The sequence below is a fragment of the Rothia sp. HMSC061C12 genome (genome assembly GCF_001815755.1).
GTDB classification, from domain to species: domain Bacteria; phylum Actinomycetota; class Actinomycetes; order Actinomycetales; family Micrococcaceae; genus Rothia; species Rothia mucilaginosa.
Window position 1 is genome coordinate 39,041 of sequence record NZ_KV821842.1, and the last position, 15,624, is coordinate 54,664.

A 15,624-nucleotide genomic window follows, 5' to 3' on the forward strand; every position below is an offset into this window, starting at 1 on the left:
AAGGAGAACCCTATGAGCATCACTCATGTTCCCGATGAGGAGCTTCTCGTCTTCGACCACGAGATCGCAGCCCCGGTCGAGGACGTCTTCGGCGCCTACCTGGACCCCGAACTGCTGGTCCGCTGGTACGGCCCCGCCGGCTGGCACGTGCGCCCCACCGACGTTGTCGTGGAGCCTGTCGTCGGCGGCATGCAACGCCTGTCCATGATCAACGAGGTTGACCCCTCGGTGTCCTGCATTCTGCAGAGCCGCTTTTTGAGCATTGAACCGTTCAAGGAGCTCGAATACGCCGAGCAGCTGCCCGACCACCTGGGCAACCCCGGTAGCGTGCTGGTGTACCAGCGTCACCGTTTCTTCCCCGAAACCGTGATTACCGCCGACGGCGTGGGTTCCGGTACCCGCATCGTCATTGAGATTGGTCCCATGCCCGCCTCGGTCCACGAGGAGGTGCGCACCACCTGGCGTTCGACCTTCGCCCGCCTGGATGACGTGCTCGCCGCCCGTGCCCGCGGAGAGCTCTAAAACCCGCCGCGCCAGCTGCTTGAGATAGCTTCGAGACAAAAAGCGCCGCGTTGACGAATCATTCGTCAACGCGGCGCTTGTGTTTACTGCCTAAAATCTTGCCGAGGTTGAGCCGCAGGCTAGTTGGTCAGCTTCACGGTAATGACGGTGCTGCCACCATCCAGCGACACGCACTCAGGGGTCGCACGATCCGCACCGTCGCCCGGCTTCCAGTAGCAGCGCGCCGACATGACGGTACGCTCACCATTCGCCTTATCGGTCACCTCGGCGGGGTTCTGCACCACAAACTGGCGGATCAACTCACGCGCAAACAGGCAATCCACCGCACCGGAAGCCACCTGAACCGTAGCGTTGTGCTTCAGGTAGCCGGTAGCGTCCATGCTGCCGCAGCTACCGCCCGCAGACTGAACATCCGAGCTGGACAGGCTTGCGGTGCTCGACGCCTTCGCCGAAGTATTTGCCTTAGCCGATGCGGAGGAGCTCGCCGCCGCGCTCGCCTGAGCAGTCGTTGCCGGGCTTACGGTGGTGATGGTTCCGGGGCTCACGGTAGCCGCCGCGGTGGGGGTGTGCACGGTACCGGCAGTCGGGGTGCTTTCAGTGACCGTTGCGGTGCGGGTGGGGCTGGCGGTTGCCTTCGCGCTCGTAGCGCTGGGGCTAGGGGTTGCGGTGGCGCTCGGGGAGGCGGTGGTAGCGCCTCCGAAGCATGCCGACAGCGCCAGCAGCAGCGTGGCACCGAGCGCTACGGGGCTGTAGCGCTTAGCGGTGCGGAGCGTAGTAGAACGAGCCTGGGTAGAAGTCTGGGTAGAGTGCTTCTGTGCCGGATGCATGGTGACCTTTCTGCGTCATCGGTTCGGGTTCCTAACCAGTATTCTAAAGACGCTACCTGTGAGCTAGCTATACGGCGTCTTAGGAACCCGCAGGGTGCCCCCGCTAGGGCACAGCGGGTAGGGGGCGCAGCGGGAAGAACGCAACACGAGGAACGCAATAAGAGGGGCAGAGTAAGAGGGGGCTCCCCGGCATTGTGGGAAGCCCCTCCTTAGCTATTCACAACTCATTGATAGCTCGTTAGCAACTCAATAATTCTGACGCGGGCGCTTAGCCTTCGTGCCTGCCACGCACCAAAATAGTGTGGCCGTTTCCGTCATGGCAGCTAATCGAGCCAGTCTCAATCTCACCGAAGCAGGTCAGCTGATTACCATCGGCAGCGGGCACAGTCACCACATCCCAGGTGTGCATCATCTTCGTGTTTGCGGTGGTGGTCTCCCCGTGCAGAGCCGAGGACTCATTCACGGTATTCACCTCACTGGCGCCGGTCAGGAAGTTCATGCGAGTCACCTCCACCGGGCCGGCAAACGTACGACCGACCGCGCCGTTACCGTTGCCGGTCTGCTCACCGGTGCGGCGCTCGCACACCAGGGTTCCGTCCGCGGGGTTCAGCTCGCAGAGGGTGCGCTCATCGTAGCTCTTGAAACGGTAGTAGCCGGCACCGGAGTCGTACCGGGCAGGATCCATGAGGAACGGAATGTCGGGAGCGTCCGGATTCTGCAGGCGAGCCACGAAGGCGACATCATCGCCAATAGTGCATTCGGGGGCACCGCGATCCTCGCGACGGTTCTCAGCCATCTCGTACTGCGGGTTCCAGTAGCAGGTGGCATCCTGAACCTTCGCCACCTGGTGCTGGGTCAGGTTGTCGTCGGCACGCGGGGTGGTGACGTATTCGGTCAGCACGTCCAGGGCGTGGGCGCAGTCCACGGTACCGCGCAGCACCATGATTTCCGCGCCGGTCTTCAGGTAGCCCTTACGTCCGATGTGTCCGCAGCGCTCGCCGGCGGAGGCGCGCTCAGCCTCCACCTTTTCGGGCGCACGGGGCGTCGCAGCGACAGTGGGGTTTGCGACCGTTGCGGAGGTTGCCTTCGCCTCAGCGGGTGCGGAGGACTCGGACGCCTTCGCCTCGGCGCTCTCTGCGGGGGCTGACACCCGAGTCTCGGTGACGGTCGGCTCGGTCTTCTTCGTCGGTGACGGGGACGCGGTGGAGGAAGGGAGCGGGTACTGCGAGTGGTTAGCCGTGTTGGAGGGGCTGGGGCTCGACGAAGAGTTTTCGCTCTGAGAACCGCCAAAGCAGCCGGTCAGGGCGAGGAGCAGGGCGGCGGCGCATCCGGTGGCGCGCATCGTGCGGCGACCCCGGCTGGCGGAGTCTGCCTGAGTGTGGTGGAACGACATTGTTATCTCTCCCGGGAATGAACCTTTTGCACCCTTTGCAGAAGGTATTTAAAGCATACGCTTGACCCCGTTCAAGACCGGTTTATTACAGCGGAGCGCCGGTATCTACCCCTATTTCTGCGGCAGGTAGGAGCTCAACAGCTCACGCTGCTCGGGGCTCAGACGGGTCAAACGACCCACAACCGAATCCCAGAACGCCAGCACGGTAAAGGCACGCACGCACTCGCGGCCGTCCACCGGGGAGAGAATCGAGTAGCCAATACGCACGGATGCGGCGCTGACCTTCTCCACGCTCAGGCGCACTGGCACGGGCTCACCAGTGTAGGGCAGCTGAGCCAGGTAGCGGATGCCGTGCTCGGCAATGAGTGCCTGCACACCCTCGGCAACCAGGTCGAAAAGCGGAATCGGAGGCTGCGGTGCCACGGTGGGCTTCTGCCCGGAGGAGGGCGGTGGGCCGAAGAGCGCCACGCGGGCTTCTTCCATGACCGAGAGGATGGCAACGTTGTTGACGTGCCCGTAGGCGTCCATATCGCCCCAGCGTGCGGGTACGTGCACCAGCAGTTCGTCGGTGGTACCGGCCTCAGGGGCGGGGGTGTTTTCGCGGTTCTTTTCGTGGCTTTGCATGGTTTTAACTCTACTCCCCCGCCGCTTTGAGGGGGCTATTCGTACGAATCCGCAAGGTACAGCAAATGAATCAGCTGATGATGATTCGGGGGCTAGAAATATATTTGGTAGTTAAAGCGATGAGGCTCGAAAGCTACGATGCTTTCGAGCCTCATCCAACACACAGACATTTGAACGCATACAAGATCATACGGTTCACTGTCTATGATAGACCCCACTCTGAGGGCCAACTGCATTTTTACGGTTTTATTACGAGGAATTCCAGAAATTTTCCGTATTTTTCGTTTATTACTGTGTTGGAGTCTCTGCAGGCCCCAACACCGGCTCTCCCGGCAGCTACAGAACCTTAACGGCCCAGCTTAGCCGCAGTCTCCAGGGCATGATCAGCGTCGTACTTCATGGCGTCATACTCGGCAGTTGCCTGCTGAGCCTCAACAAAGGTCTGCTCATCAATCATGTGAGTGTGGCGGATACGAGCAAAGTACAGCAGGCTCAGCACCACAAAGTAGCCCACGCCCACAATTGCCGGAACCATAGAACCGCGCACCATGAAGAGCGCAACCCACACCGCGAAGAGCAGCAGAACGCCAACCGCCGCGGTGAACTGGCCACCCCACAGGCGGAAACCATTGGTTGCAGGCTCAACACGCTTGTACACGATGTAGGCGAACAGAATCAGAACCCACACGGTCAGCGCGCACACCATAATCACAAAAATCATGGAGAGGAACGCTTCCTTCGGGCTATACAAAGCCAGCAGAATAGCAATGACCATGCCGCTGGTCGACAGCCACACCGCACGAGCCGGAACACCAGCGCGGTTCACCTGAGCCAGCTGGCGAGGCGCCATACCGTCAGCCGCCAACGAGTGCAGCAGACGCGCACCCGCATACAGGTTCGCGTTCGCACTGGACAGCGCCGCAATCAGCACCACAAAGTTCACGAAGTGCGCCACACCGTGAATACCGAGCTGTTCAAAGACCAGAACGAACGGGGAAGCATCCACAGCGTCGCCCAGACCCGATGCCGAACGCCACGGAATAACAGCCACAACAATTAGAACCGCCAGCACGTAGAAGGTCGCCAAACGAACCATCATCGCCTTCGCCGAGGAACGCACCGAACGGGAGGGGTCCTTCGCCTCCGCAGCAGAGATTGAAATCATCTCAATACCGCCGAAGGAGAACATCACAACAGCCAGCGACAGCCACACCGACTGGAGGCCGTTCGGCATGAAGCCGCCGTCGTTGAAGAGGTTTGCGGTACCCACCGCGGCGTGGCCGGGCAGACCGAAGAAAATCAGGCACAGGCCCACCAGCAGGAAGGCAATAATCGAAATGACCTTAATCGAAGACAGGAAGAACTCCAGCATGCCGAAAGACTTCACGCTGGTCAGGTTCAGCACAATCAGCGCCACACCAAACGCGGCAATACCCGCCCACAGCGGAAGCTGCGGCCACCAATAATTCAGGTAAGTCGCCACCGACACCAGCTCAACGCCAGCAATCAGAACAGTCGCCGTCCAGTATGCGATGCGAGTCAAAAAGCCCGCGAAGGGGCCCAGGTAGCGGGTAGCAATAGTACCGAAACCGCCACGGACAGGGTAGCGAACCGCCATTTCGCCGGTTGCCGCGCCAATCACCGAAGCGAGCGCAGAACCAATAGCGTAGGTGAGAATGACCGCGGGACCAGCCATCGCAATGGCGGTGCCCGAACCCAAGAAGAGGCCCGTACCGAGCGCGGAACCCATCACGATCATGGTCATCTGTCCGTGGGACAGAGAACGCTTCAGGGTGCGCGATCCGGCGGTCCCCGCTGCAGCGTGGCTGCGGGTATCGTCGTTGTGGGACACGAAGGTGCCTTCCGTCAGTACGCCTTAGGGGCGTGATGTGCAATGTGTGCTCGCACCCGGCTTCTGCGGCTTCTAGCCTCGTTGACGGGTACGAATAGTTAACTATTCTACGGGCACACTCACATCGCTCAGAACGGCGCCGTCTAGAGCGCAGAAGCGAAAAGGCACCGAACGGGGGTGCTCCCCCATCCGGTGCCTTCTTATGTTTTAGCCTCGCGAGGCTTTCACGCTATTTAGTGCTGTGCCGCGTTGGTGTTCTCATCGGCGTGCATAGCGTCCAAATCGGGGCGCTCATAACCGCCCTTAACCTTCGACGAGATGGCGTAGCCAATAGAAATCAGCACGAAGAAGACGATGCCGACCATGATGGATTCCTGAACACCCGAGCCGGGCAGCATGAACATTGCCGCCAGGGTCGCCAGGACACCCGCCAGAGCCAGACCTGCGGTGACGCGGCCACCCAGCACGGTGAAGGAGGAGGCGTCCTTTTGGTCCTTCTTGTACGCCTGGTAGGTCAGCAGAATCATAATCCACACGACCAGGATGCACAGGGTCACCAGCGCCATGAGCAGGGCGAAGATGTCGCCAATCTTGGCAACAGCCATCACGGTTGCCACGACAACGCCGGTGAAGGAGATGAGCAGAGCCACGACCGGTACGCCGCGCGAGGAGGTGCGGGCAGCCACTGCGGGAGCCATACGGTCGGAGCCCAGGGCATGCAGCAGGCGGGTTGCCGCGTACAGGGAGGCGTTAGCGCCAGAGAGCGCAGCAACGAGCACCACAAAGTTCATGATGTCCGCCGCGAAGGGGATACCCAGTTCAGAGAAGACCAGCACGAACGGCGACTCGGTCAGCTCCGAGTTCTGTGCGGCGGTCTGCCAGGGCACCAGGCACAGAATAATTGCCATGGACACCACGTAGAAGGTGGACAGGCGCCAAATCATTGCCTTCACGCTGGTTGCCACCGAGCGTGCCGGGTCCTTCGCCTCCGCGGCGGAGAGAGAAATCATTTCCACACCGCCGAAGGAGAACATGACAACAGCCATCGAAATCCAGATGGATGCCGGGCCGTTCGGCAGGAAGCCGCCGTCGTTCACGAGGTTTGCGGTACCCGCAGCGGTGTGACCGGGCAGACCCACGAACACCAGCAGTACACCAATCACCATGAACACGATGACGGCAGAAACCTTAATCGAAGAGAGCAGGAACTCCAGGGCGCCGAAGGACTTCACGCTCACCAGGTTCAGCACCAGAATAATCGCGCCGAAGAGAGCAACGAACACAGCCAGGGGAACGTCCGGGAACCAGTACGCCATGTAGTGGCCAACCGCCACCAGCTCAGCACCAGCCAGCGGCACGGTGCACGCCCAATACGCCCAGCGAGTCAGGTAGCCGCTAAAGGGGTTCAGGTATCGGCTCGCAATGGTACCGAAACCGCCCTGGACGGGGTGACGCACGGACATTTCGCCCGCGCACGCAGCAATGGTTGCCGCAATCATCGAACCAATAGCGTAAGAGAGGATTGCGCCGGGGCCCGCAATTTTAATGGCGGAGGAGGAGCCCAGGAACAGGCCCGTACCCAGCGCCAAGCCCATCGCAATCATGGTCAACTGGCCGTGGGAGAGGGAACGATTCAGCGAGTCGTTCTTCGACTGCTCGGGGGTGTTCCCCTGCAGTTTAGACATAACGTATCTCTTTCTTAGACATGCTGTGTATTGAATAAAGCTGAAATGGCAATGCCGCCCGGTCGTTAGGCCGGGCGGCTCTGCACATCAGCTGTCAGGAGGTTAGCTTATGCCACGTACTCGAGTTCGTGACGCTTGAACCAACCAATAATCGGGTAGCTGATCGGCATGAGGAGCACCTCGACCAGGCACTTATAGATATAGCCAATCAGTACGTAGTTGATGAATGCTTCCATGGTGTCGATACCGAGCACCGGTGCCGCAATGGAGCAGAAGATGACGGTATCAAGCAACTCACCGACCAGGGTGGAGACAATCATACGCAGCCACAGGAAACGGCCCTTGCTTGCCTTCTTCATTGCCACCATGACCCAGGCGTTCAGGGTCTGACCGAAGAGGTAACCGAGCAGGGAGCCCACAAAAATCTGCCAGACCGGGCCGAGAACCTGCGCGAACGCCTCCTGGCCGGTGTAGAAGCTCGCAGCGGGCAGGTGCACGATCAGCAGGAAGCACAGGGCAGCAAAAGCGGCTGAGGCGAAGGAGGCCACAATCGCGCGGCGGGCACGCTTGAAGCCGTACACCTCAGAAAGAAGGTCGCCAATAACGTAGGCGAGAGGGAAAAGGAAGAAACCACCGTCGGTGACGATGGTGTTACCAATGAGGGGCAGTTCGAAGGGCAGCGGACCGAACTCCACGCCCTTAGTTGCACCAATATTCGAAATGATCAGGATGACGCAGGATGCGCCCAGCAGCAGATCAAAGTAGCCGCGGCGACCAGCCCAGGGCACCTTGACGGTGCTCGTCTGAGCCTTAGATTCGCTAACGGGTTTAGCCATTACTTTCCCCAAGTCTTTCTTCATGCGATGTGTTTCTTCACGCAAGGTACGAGCCCTCACGTGTGGTGGGTGAGTGCGCTATGCAGGGCGCTACTCACCGGCTCGTCTGCCACCCGAGCCTATCTAATAGTACCTATATGCCGTGGCGGCGGCAGGTTTACGGGCTTCGTTCAAGAGTGTGGACGCTCATGACCACCCCGCCAGCCTTCCTGACCGCACATTTACAATAAATGTATGAAGAATCTGGGCCACGGAATTCACCGCACTGAGCAGGTGGTATCCCTGCTGGGGGCGGGGCGTGCGCTACGCGCCTCGCTTCGGCGGTCGGTACGGGGTTCTTCACAGCAGGTGCGGAGGGGGCGGCACCGTAACCAGCGGCGGCTGAGCGCGCATATTCCGCGTCTGCATCCGCTGTTCACCTATGCGGCGCAGGCTGTGCGCACCGGAGCTTCCCTGCTAGAGCCAGTGTTTCTGGCTTCGTCTGAGCTGCTCGGTTACCGATCGTTTACGCATCGCGGGCGCAATATCTACTATCGGGTCGATAACCTGTATCTTCTGACCGATTCTGAGTCTGCGCCCGGTGTGCTGTTCTATTTTGATGGTGACCATCTCTCCCGCGCCGGTAGTCGTCTGCTGCGCCGCACCTCCCCGTTGCGTGCCGAGTTGGCGCAGGTGGCGGCTGAGTTCAACATGCTATCCGTGCCGGTGCTTTCACCGGGTAGCCTACGGGAGCCTCGACTGAGGGATGTTGGCGCCTATGCGCCTCCGCTGACGTATAACTGGTGGATTCGCGCCCGCTCGAACGGCAGGATGGTCCGCGCCCTCGTTGAGGAGATTGCCCTGGCGTACGGGGTGGATATGAGCCGCGTCTGGCTTGCCGGATATTCGGGTGGCGCGGAGTTCCTTAGCTATGAGCTGCTTTCGCACGATATTGACTGGATTCGCGGAGGCGGCGCCACCTTCATCGGCGGCGGCGGCGCTGACGGTGTGCCCGCGCGGGTGCGTGAGCGGGCTGCACTGAATCCTTCTTCGCATGAGCGTCTGCTGATGAGCTGGCATGTGGGTGTGCTGGATGGGCGTTCGCCGTCGGGTCGTCGGCGTATGGCGACGAGTTCTGAGGGGAGCTGGTCGGCGCGTATTGCGGCGCAGGAGGGTAGCGCGTTCTACGAGAGTTTGGGTGCGCGGACTCTGCTGCAGGTGACTCCGGGGCGTGGCCATACGGGGTATCCGATTGCGTCGTTGGTGGGTGCTGATTTGGCGGCGGCTACGCGTTTGGGGTTCCTGTAGGGGCTGTGTTTTGTCACAGGTTGTTTTGTCATAAACGTGAAAATTCGCATGGATTGCGCAAATTTCTTGGTGACACATTCGATACATTCGTCATTTGCTGACGATTTGGGGTAGAGTGTCACTATGCCTCGTATTTCTGCAGCAACCAACGCCGCCCAGCGCGAAAACACCAAGCGCGCCATCCTCAACTCCTTCGGCGAGATCCTCTACAACCGCGGCCTCTCCGGCCTGACCATGACCGACGTCGCCAAGAACGCCGGCATCGGCCGCACCGCGGTCTACAACTACTTCGCCGACATGGGCGAACTACTGGTCGCCTACGCCCTGGACGAGACCGAACGCTTCCTCAACGAACTGCGCGTCGGCCTGGAAGGCATCGAAAACCCGATTGACCAGCTCGCCGTGTACATTCGCCTGCAGATCAACGACCTGGCGCGCCGCCACCTGCCCCCGGGCCCGGCAATGCGCTCCATGCTCTCCCCCGAGTCCTACGCAAAGCTCGGCAAGCACGTGCAGGAGCTGCAGATGGTGCTGGCACACATCCTCTCAGCCGCGATTGCTGAGAACTACATTCCCAAGAACGATATTCGCGAACTGGCGATGCTCGTGCACGGCTCGCTCTCTTCGAGCGCTGGCCGCGCCGAGGATGCACCGGATGAAGAGACCCGCGAGCGCCAGATCCTGAATACTATCCGTTTTATTCAGATGGGCTTGGGCGCACGCTTTGACGCCGAGGGCAACCCGGTTCGCCTGGACTCCGAGGAGTCCCTGCCGGAGCAGTCCCCGCTGCAGGAGGCGAACCTGAAGGTCGCATCCTAAGAGCGACGCCCTAAGCAGCAAATACATAGCAGTTATACGTCAATAAAAATGCCGCGGACCTGATGCTTCATCGCATCGGTCCGCGGCTTTTTCTGTATTCGGGTAGGTTTTTACGCGCCGGGTAGGAGCGCCGGTGAGATGGAGTCTAGGTCCAGTACGCGCGCGTACATGACGGCGCGGCGGTGCAGGGCGTTTCGGAGCGCGCGGTGCACGCCGTCTTCGAGGTAGAGTTCGCCACCCCATTTGACCACGTGTGGGAAGAGGTCGCCGTAGAAGGTGGAGTCTTCGGCGAGTAGGGTCTCGAGGTTGAGGGTCTTTTGGGTGGTGATGAGGGTGTCGAGACGTACCTGCTGCGGCGGGATTCCTCCCCAGTCGGCGTGGGTCATGCCGTGCTGGGGGTAGGGGCGACTGTCGCCTACTTTTTTGAAGATCATGGTGGTGCTTTCTGCAGGTGTGGGGCGCCTCGGCGGTGTGTGGCCCCGTGGGGGTTCTGAAGAAATAGTACCAAGGGTATAAAAAATCCCCGGTCTTAGAATCTAAGACCGGGGATTCGGTGGCGGAGGATGGGGGATTTGAACCCCCGAGGGCTGTTAACCCAACACGCGTTCCAGGCGTGCGCCATAGGCCGCTAGGCGAATCCTCCAGCTATGTTTTCTACGCATTGCGTAGGCAACAAATAAGACTTTACTACGCTTTTGCCGGGCGTGCAAGCCCTGGGCAACAAAAGTAACAGAAAGCACATTTGTGGGTGCTTGTAATCCTGTTTTTGGGTGAGGCGCCAGCGGAGCGGGCATGTAGTGCATATGACGGGTGCCTGATTGTCTATGTAGCTGATTTTAGGCATAGAAAAACCCCTTACGCAACCGCTGAGGATCCGGATTCTGAGCTCGCGAACTGAGGCGCAGGATTCCGAGCGCGCGAGGTAATAAATCCTGCGTCGAAGCCGCCGAGCTCTAGAGGCGGAATCCGGATCCGAAGCCGCGGAGCGCCAGCGGAGCGGGCACGCAGTGCATATGACGGGTGCACGAGTATCAGGTAGCCGATTTTGGGTAAAAAAAGACCTCCTACGCAACCGCTGAACCCCAGGATTCCGAGCGAGCGAGGATATAAATCCTGGGTTGAAGCCGTCGAACGACAGTGAGACGGACATGACGGGTGCGCATTCTCAGGAGAAAGGCTTGTTTTCGGGCATAGAAAAACCTCCTACGCACCCGTCATAGCTCGAATACCCTTGCTACCTTCCGGTCCTGGGGGAGTTTTCCAAGATAACGCCACGTAAGAGGCAAGAACCAGTGTACCGGATTTTTGGGTTCTTGGGAATTCGGTGCGTCCACGGTATTTCTGTGGGCGTACATGCCACCCGGGTGAGCATCCATGGTAGGTGTCACGGCGGCGGCGGTGCGGTGGCGTGTTCACCGGTGACTGTCGGCCACTCGGGCTGAGGGGTAAAGCGTCTAAAATGGTAGGGATTGTCCTATCCGCACCCCCGAGTTGAAGAGGTTGCCGTGAGCACTGCCCTTTATCGTCGTTATCGCCCCGAAACCTTTGCTGAGGTTATCGGGCAGGAGCACGTGACCGAACCTCTTATGGTCGCCTTGGAAAAGAACCGTGTGAATCACGCGTACCTGTTTTCGGGTCCGCGTGGTTGCGGTAAGACCACGTCGGCGCGTATTTTGGCGCGTTGTTTGAACTGTGCGCAGGGTCCGACTCCTACTCCGTGTGGTGTGTGCGATTCGTGTCGTGAGCTTTCGCGTGATGGTGGCGGTTCTCTTGACGTGATTGAGATGGATGCGGCGAGCCACGGCGGCGTGGATCATGCCCGTGACCTGCGTGAGCGCGCTACTTTGGCGCCGGTGCGTGACCGTTACAAGATCTTCATTATTGATGAGGCGCATATGGTGACCCGTGAGGGTTTCAATGCGTTGCTGAAGATTGTGGAGGAGCCGCCGGAGCACGTGAAGTTTATCTTCGCGACGACTGAGCCGAATAAGGTGCTGGGTACGATTCGTTCGCGTACTCACCATTACCCGTTCCGTCTGGTTCCGCCGGAGGTTCTTCTGCCGTTCCTGCAGGGTCTGTGCGATCAGGAGCAGGTGCCGGTTGAACCGGGTGTGTTGCAGCTGGTGATTCGTGCTGGTGGCGGTTCGGTGCGTGATTCACTGTCGATTCTTGATCAGCTGATGGCTGGTGCGTCTTCGCAGAACGGTATTGAGTATGACCGTGCGGTGGCGCTGCTGGGTTATACCCACGCGCAGCTTCTGGATGAGGTTATTGAGGCGTTGGGTGCGAAGGATGCGCCGACTCTCTTTGGTGCGGTGTCGCGTGTGGTGGCGACCGGTCAGGATCCTCGCCGTTTTGTGGAGGATCTGCTGGAGCGTCTGCGTGATTTGATCGTGGTGAAGGCTGTTCCGCAGGCTGCGGGTCAGATTTTGCAGGGTGTTCCGCAGGATCAGTTGGAGCGTCTGGCTCAGCAGGCTCAGGCTTTGGGTGAGCGTGAGCTGACGGTTGCTGCGGGTACGGCGAATGAGACTCTGAATGGTATGACGGGTGCGGCGAATCCGCAGCTTCAGCTGGAGTTGCTGTGTGCTCGTCTGCTTCTGCCTGCTGTGGAGGGTTCTGCCGGTGGCGCTGAGGTTGCGGCGTTGGCTTCTCGCTTGCAGGTTTTGGAGCGTCGCATGGCTTCTGGTGCTACTGGTTCGGTTCCTGCTGGTTCTGGTCCGGCGCAGGGTGGCATGTCTGCTGCTCGTGCGGCGGGTATGGCGGCGGCTGGCCTGACTCCTAAGACCCAGGCTCCTCAGATTCAGGCGCCTAATGCGCAGACTCCTAGCGCCCCTGTTCAGGAGGCGACTGCCCCGCAGTCTGTCCCTCAGCAGAGCGGCTCTCAGCAGGGCAGTTCTCAGCATGCCAGCGCGGGTGCTCCCCCGCTGGCGGGTGCGCCCCTTAGTGTTGCACCTCTGGCACCGACCGCGCAGGAGTCTGCGGCTGGTGCTCCCCTGGCGGGTAACACCCCGGCGGCACCTCATGCTCCGGCTTCTGCTGCAGCAGCTGCGGCGGGTACCCCCTCCGCGCCTCTGAAGCTTGACCCGAACGATCCACTGGCTGCGGTTCAGGGTAATTGGCGTGCCATCCTTAACCGAATGAGCGTTCCCGGTGCGGCGGAGCAGCTGATGAAGGTTCGCCCCGCTCGCATGGACGGCACAACCCTGTACGTGAGCGCCGACATTGCGACTTTGCGCGCGGTCAAGGGTTTTGTGCCCGAGCTGACCGCCCGCGTGAGTGAGTTCCTGCGCCGTCCGGTGACCATTCACGCTCAGGTGGCGAAGCCCGGTGAGCAGGTCAAGCCCGCAGCGCAGCCTGCAGTTCCGACGGCTGTTGCCCCGCAGGAGCCTCAGCAGCCCGTTCAGCAGACTCCCCCGCAGCCCGTTCAGCCGGCGCCTCTGGCTGATGGTCCGCGCGGCGGTGAGGATGCGTGGCGTCGCCACGGTCAGCCGCTGACCGGCGCAAACACCCCCGAGTCCACGAGCGTGGATGCGCCCCTGGGCGCGTGGGAGGTTGCCCCGATTCCGCAGAGCGCCCCCGAGGAAGCACCTCAGCAGGCTGCCCAGGCGGCAGTGCAGGCACCGGTTCAGGAAGCCCCGGCGGGTCCACTTGCCCCTGAGCCCCCGGTTGCTCCGCAGGTTCCGGCAGGTCAGCAAGTTCCGGCAGCTCAGCAGGTGCCGGTTGCTCCGGTGGGTGGTTTTGGTGAGCGTGATTCCTTTGCCGCCTCCGGTAGTGGAGTTCCGCAGCAGGAGAGCGCTCCTGAACCCCAGTATGCGCAGGAGCCTCCGTATGAGGAGGAGCCCCCTTTTGAGGATGAGCCTGCCTACGCTGAACCGGTTGAGGCGCCCGCTGCACCCGCAATGCCCGCAGCACCCGCAATGCCGGCTGCACCCGTAGCACCGGCGGGCCCGCTCGCTGCTCCGGTTGAGCCTGCTGGCCCGTTGGCAGAGGCACCGCAGGCAGCACCGCAGGATTCGGCACCTCCGGTTGAGCCTGCAGGTCCTCTTGCTCCGGTCGCCCCGGCTGGTCCGCTTGATACTCCGATTACTCCGGCTACCCCAGCTGATAATGCATCGGTCGATAACAAGCCGGCAAGCGATGAGAAGCCCGCAGCGCAGGCTTCTAACACACCTGCCACACCGACTCCTAGCGCGCCGACTCCCAGCGCACCGGCGGCACCGGCTCGCCCGGCACGCGCCGCATCCGATGAGGACTACGTCTCTGAGGATGACGAGAAGGTCGAAAACAGCACCTTCATCGGTCTGCGCGCTATCGAAAAAATTATTGGTGGCACCGTCATCGACGAACGCCCCCTGCACCAGCCCTAACCCGGGGTTGTAGGTGCCGCGCCCGCCATCGCACCGATGGCGGGCGTACTCATTCCAGCCGCATACTCGCTACGCGAAACGCCCCTAAACTGTCAGGGGTTGGGTGCATACTCATAACGTCGCCCAAGAACAGCGCACCAGCACAAAGCACCAGCACAGCACACCGCATCAGAAGGAGAAGCCATGTACGAGGGAGCAGTTCAAAACCTCATTGACGAGCTCGGCCGCCTGCCGGGTGTGGGCCCCAAGTCGGCTCAGCGCATCGCTTTTCACATTCTGAATGCGGATGCTGCCGATATGGCGCGCCTAGCCAACGCCATTTCCACGGTGAAGACCAGCGTGAGCTTCTGTGAGGAGTGCGGTAACGTCTCCGAGACGAAGCTGTGCACAATCTGTCGTGATGAGCGCCGCGACCCGTCCGTGCTGTGTGTGGTCGAGGAGTCGAAGGACGTGGTGGCGATTGAGCGTACCCGTTCCTTTACCGGCCGCTACCATGTGCTCGGCGGCGCCATTAACCCGCTGGCGGGTGTGGGCCCGGAGCAGCTGCGTATTCGTGAGTTGGTCTCCCGTCTGGCGGATGAGCGTATCCAGGAGATTATTCTGGCGATGGACCCGAACCTTGAGGGTGAGGCGACCGCAACCTACCTCTCGCGCATTCTCGTGCCGCTGGGTGTGCGTCTATCGCGCCTGGCGTCGGGTCTTCCGGTCGGTGGCGATCTAGAGTACGCGGACGAGATTACCCTGGGCCGCGCGTTGGAGGGTCGCCGCGTCATTAGCGAGGGCACCGCGGCGGCGCATACTGCCGCCGAGGATTTTGAGCGCGTAAACCGTGAGGAGGAGCAGGAGCGTGAGCAGGCGGCTCAGGTTCAGGCTCAGGAGGCGAAGCAGAGTCGTCGCCGATGGAATTCGAGCATGTTTGATGACCTGGATTCTGATTCTGCCGCTTCCCGCACGGAGGCGCCCGCCACTGAGGGTGTGCAGGGCACGGTGGATGAGCAGCTGATCGAGCGGGTTCTGCAGGAGGCTGAGAAATCAGGCGACAAGGAATCCGGCGAGGAAGAATCCGGTGACGAGGAATCCCGCCGTGAGGGATTCCCTGCCAATTCTGGTGCGGGCTCTACGCCTGAAGCCACAGAAGCAGAAGCAACCCCTGACTTGGGCGAAGATTCCGCCGAGGAGGCTCCTGCGAGCGCCACCTCCGAACCGGCTGAAGCACCCGCAACCGAGCAGGCGGAAGATGCACCGGAAGTGTTCCGCACCCCCGACTATGAGGAGAAGATCCGCTCGATTCAGAACGCCCCGTTGCGCACCCCGAAGCCGGATGTTCCGCCACTGCCGGGCGTCACGTACGTGAACCCGTGGACCTAAAAACTAGCCCTCTCAGGCTTGCTGTGCCCGCCTCCGCGCCTTCG

The 15,624-nt window shown here is 60.9% G+C and carries 12 protein-coding genes, 1 tRNA gene and 1 other RNA gene; 5 read left to right on the top strand and 9 right to left on the bottom strand.

Translation table 11 applies throughout. The features are described 5' to 3' along the window. Positions 1-12 precede the first annotated feature (12 nt). A complete protein-coding gene (locus HMPREF3055_RS01295) occupies positions 13-522 on the top strand; it encodes an SRPBCC family protein (protein ID WP_005507177.1) in 510 nt (169 codons plus the stop codon). A gap of 119 nt (positions 523-641) precedes the next feature. Here the strand turns inward: HMPREF3055_RS01295 and HMPREF3055_RS01300 are convergent, their stop codons facing one another. The 6 genes from HMPREF3055_RS01300 to HMPREF3055_RS01330 form a co-directional block, all read right to left on the bottom strand. Continuing rightward, complete coding sequence (locus HMPREF3055_RS01300; protein ID WP_070737473.1) at positions 642-1,349, bottom strand: hypothetical protein; 708 nt, start codon at positions 1,347-1,349, stop codon at positions 642-644. Positions 1,350-1,617: 268 nt separating this feature from the next. Beyond that, positions 1,618-2,742 (bottom strand): phosphoglycerol transferase, encoded by a 1,125-nt coding sequence (locus tag HMPREF3055_RS01305; protein ID WP_070737476.1) that lies wholly within the window; start codon positions 2,740-2,742, stop codon positions 1,618-1,620. A gap of 111 nt (positions 2,743-2,853) precedes the next feature. Beyond that, positions 2,854-3,366 carry an acyl-CoA thioesterase gene (locus tag HMPREF3055_RS01310; RefSeq protein ID WP_049340311.1) on the bottom strand — a complete coding sequence of 171 codons (513 nt, stop codon included), beginning with the start codon at positions 3,364-3,366 and terminating at the stop codon, positions 2,854-2,856. Between the two features lie 346 nt (positions 3,367-3,712). Further along, a complete protein-coding gene (locus HMPREF3055_RS01320; protein WP_070737478.1) occupies positions 3,713-5,218 on the bottom strand; it encodes an amino acid permease in 1,506 nt (501 codons plus the stop codon). A gap of 233 nt (positions 5,219-5,451) precedes the next feature. Then, positions 5,452-6,903, bottom strand: a complete 1,452-nt coding sequence (locus HMPREF3055_RS01325; RefSeq protein ID WP_070737479.1) for an amino acid permease — start codon at positions 6,901-6,903, stop codon at positions 5,452-5,454. A gap of 107 nt (positions 6,904-7,010) precedes the next feature. Next, a complete protein-coding gene (locus HMPREF3055_RS01330; RefSeq protein ID WP_049340305.1) occupies positions 7,011-7,739 on the bottom strand; it encodes a queuosine precursor transporter in 729 nt (242 codons plus the stop codon). A gap of 465 nt (positions 7,740-8,204) precedes the next feature. On the opposite strand from HMPREF3055_RS01330, the gene HMPREF3055_RS01335 reads away from it, so the two are divergent. Both HMPREF3055_RS01335 and HMPREF3055_RS01340 read left to right on the top strand, forming a co-directional pair. Further along, positions 8,205-9,026 (top strand): hypothetical protein, encoded by an 822-nt coding sequence (locus HMPREF3055_RS01335; RefSeq protein WP_246826868.1) that lies wholly within the window; start codon positions 8,205-8,207, stop codon positions 9,024-9,026. Positions 9,027-9,149: 123 nt separating this feature from the next. Beyond that, entirely contained in the window at positions 9,150-9,845 is a 696-nt protein-coding gene (locus HMPREF3055_RS01340; protein ID WP_070737484.1) for a TetR/AcrR family transcriptional regulator, read from the top strand. A gap of 110 nt (positions 9,846-9,955) precedes the next feature. On the opposite strand, the gene HMPREF3055_RS01345 is transcribed toward HMPREF3055_RS01340, so the two are convergent. The 3 genes from HMPREF3055_RS01345 to ffs form a co-directional block, all read right to left on the bottom strand. Beyond that, complete coding sequence (locus HMPREF3055_RS01345) at positions 9,956-10,279, bottom strand: type II toxin-antitoxin system VapB family antitoxin (protein ID WP_005507186.1); 324 nt, start codon at positions 10,277-10,279, stop codon at positions 9,956-9,958. 120 nt (positions 10,280-10,399) lie between these two features. Continuing rightward, positions 10,400-10,488, bottom strand: a tRNA-Ser gene (locus HMPREF3055_RS01350). Between the two features lie 548 nt (positions 10,489-11,036). Further along, positions 11,037-11,133: signal recognition particle sRNA small type (gene ffs / locus HMPREF3055_RS01355), an RNA gene on the bottom strand. A gap of 217 nt (positions 11,134-11,350) precedes the next feature. Here ffs and HMPREF3055_RS01360 point away from each other — a divergent pair. Both HMPREF3055_RS01360 and recR read left to right on the top strand, forming a co-directional pair. Next, positions 11,351-14,212: a DNA polymerase III subunit gamma and tau gene (locus HMPREF3055_RS01360; RefSeq protein ID WP_070737487.1), complete on the top strand. Its 2,862-nt coding sequence runs from the start codon at positions 11,351-11,353 to the stop codon at positions 14,210-14,212. A 183-nt stretch (positions 14,213-14,395) separates the two neighbouring features. Further along, positions 14,396-15,580: a recombination mediator RecR gene (gene recR, locus HMPREF3055_RS01365; protein ID WP_049340291.1), complete on the top strand. Its 1,185-nt coding sequence runs from the start codon at positions 14,396-14,398 to the stop codon at positions 15,578-15,580. Positions 15,581-15,624 lie beyond the last annotated feature (44 nt).

Bases quoted from the DNA above. Each gene is read 5' to 3' on its own strand.
- HMPREF3055_RS01295 (WP_005507177.1), top strand. From the start codon at position 13: ATGAGCATCACTCATGTTCCCGATGAGGAGCTTCTCGTCTTCGACCAC.
- HMPREF3055_RS01300 (WP_070737473.1), bottom strand. From the start codon at position 1,349: ATGCATCCGGCACAGAAGCACTCTACCCAGACTTCTACCCAGGCTCGT.
- HMPREF3055_RS01305 (WP_070737476.1), bottom strand. From the start codon at position 2,742: ATGTCGTTCCACCACACTCAGGCAGACTCCGCCAGCCGGGGTCGCCGC.
- HMPREF3055_RS01310 (WP_049340311.1), bottom strand. From the start codon at position 3,366: ATGCAAAGCCACGAAAAGAACCGCGAAAACACCCCCGCCCCTGAGGCC.
- HMPREF3055_RS01325 (WP_070737479.1), bottom strand. From the start codon at position 6,903: ATGTCTAAACTGCAGGGGAACACCCCCGAGCAGTCGAAGAACGACTCG.
- HMPREF3055_RS01330 (WP_049340305.1), bottom strand. From the start codon at position 7,739: ATGGCTAAACCCGTTAGCGAATCTAAGGCTCAGACGAGCACCGTCAAG.
- HMPREF3055_RS01340 (WP_070737484.1), top strand. From the start codon at position 9,150: ATGCCTCGTATTTCTGCAGCAACCAACGCCGCCCAGCGCGAAAACACC.
- HMPREF3055_RS01345 (WP_005507186.1), bottom strand. From the start codon at position 10,279: ATGATCTTCAAAAAAGTAGGCGACAGTCGCCCCTACCCCCAGCACGGC.
- recR (WP_049340291.1), top strand. From the start codon at position 14,396: ATGTACGAGGGAGCAGTTCAAAACCTCATTGACGAGCTCGGCCGCCTG.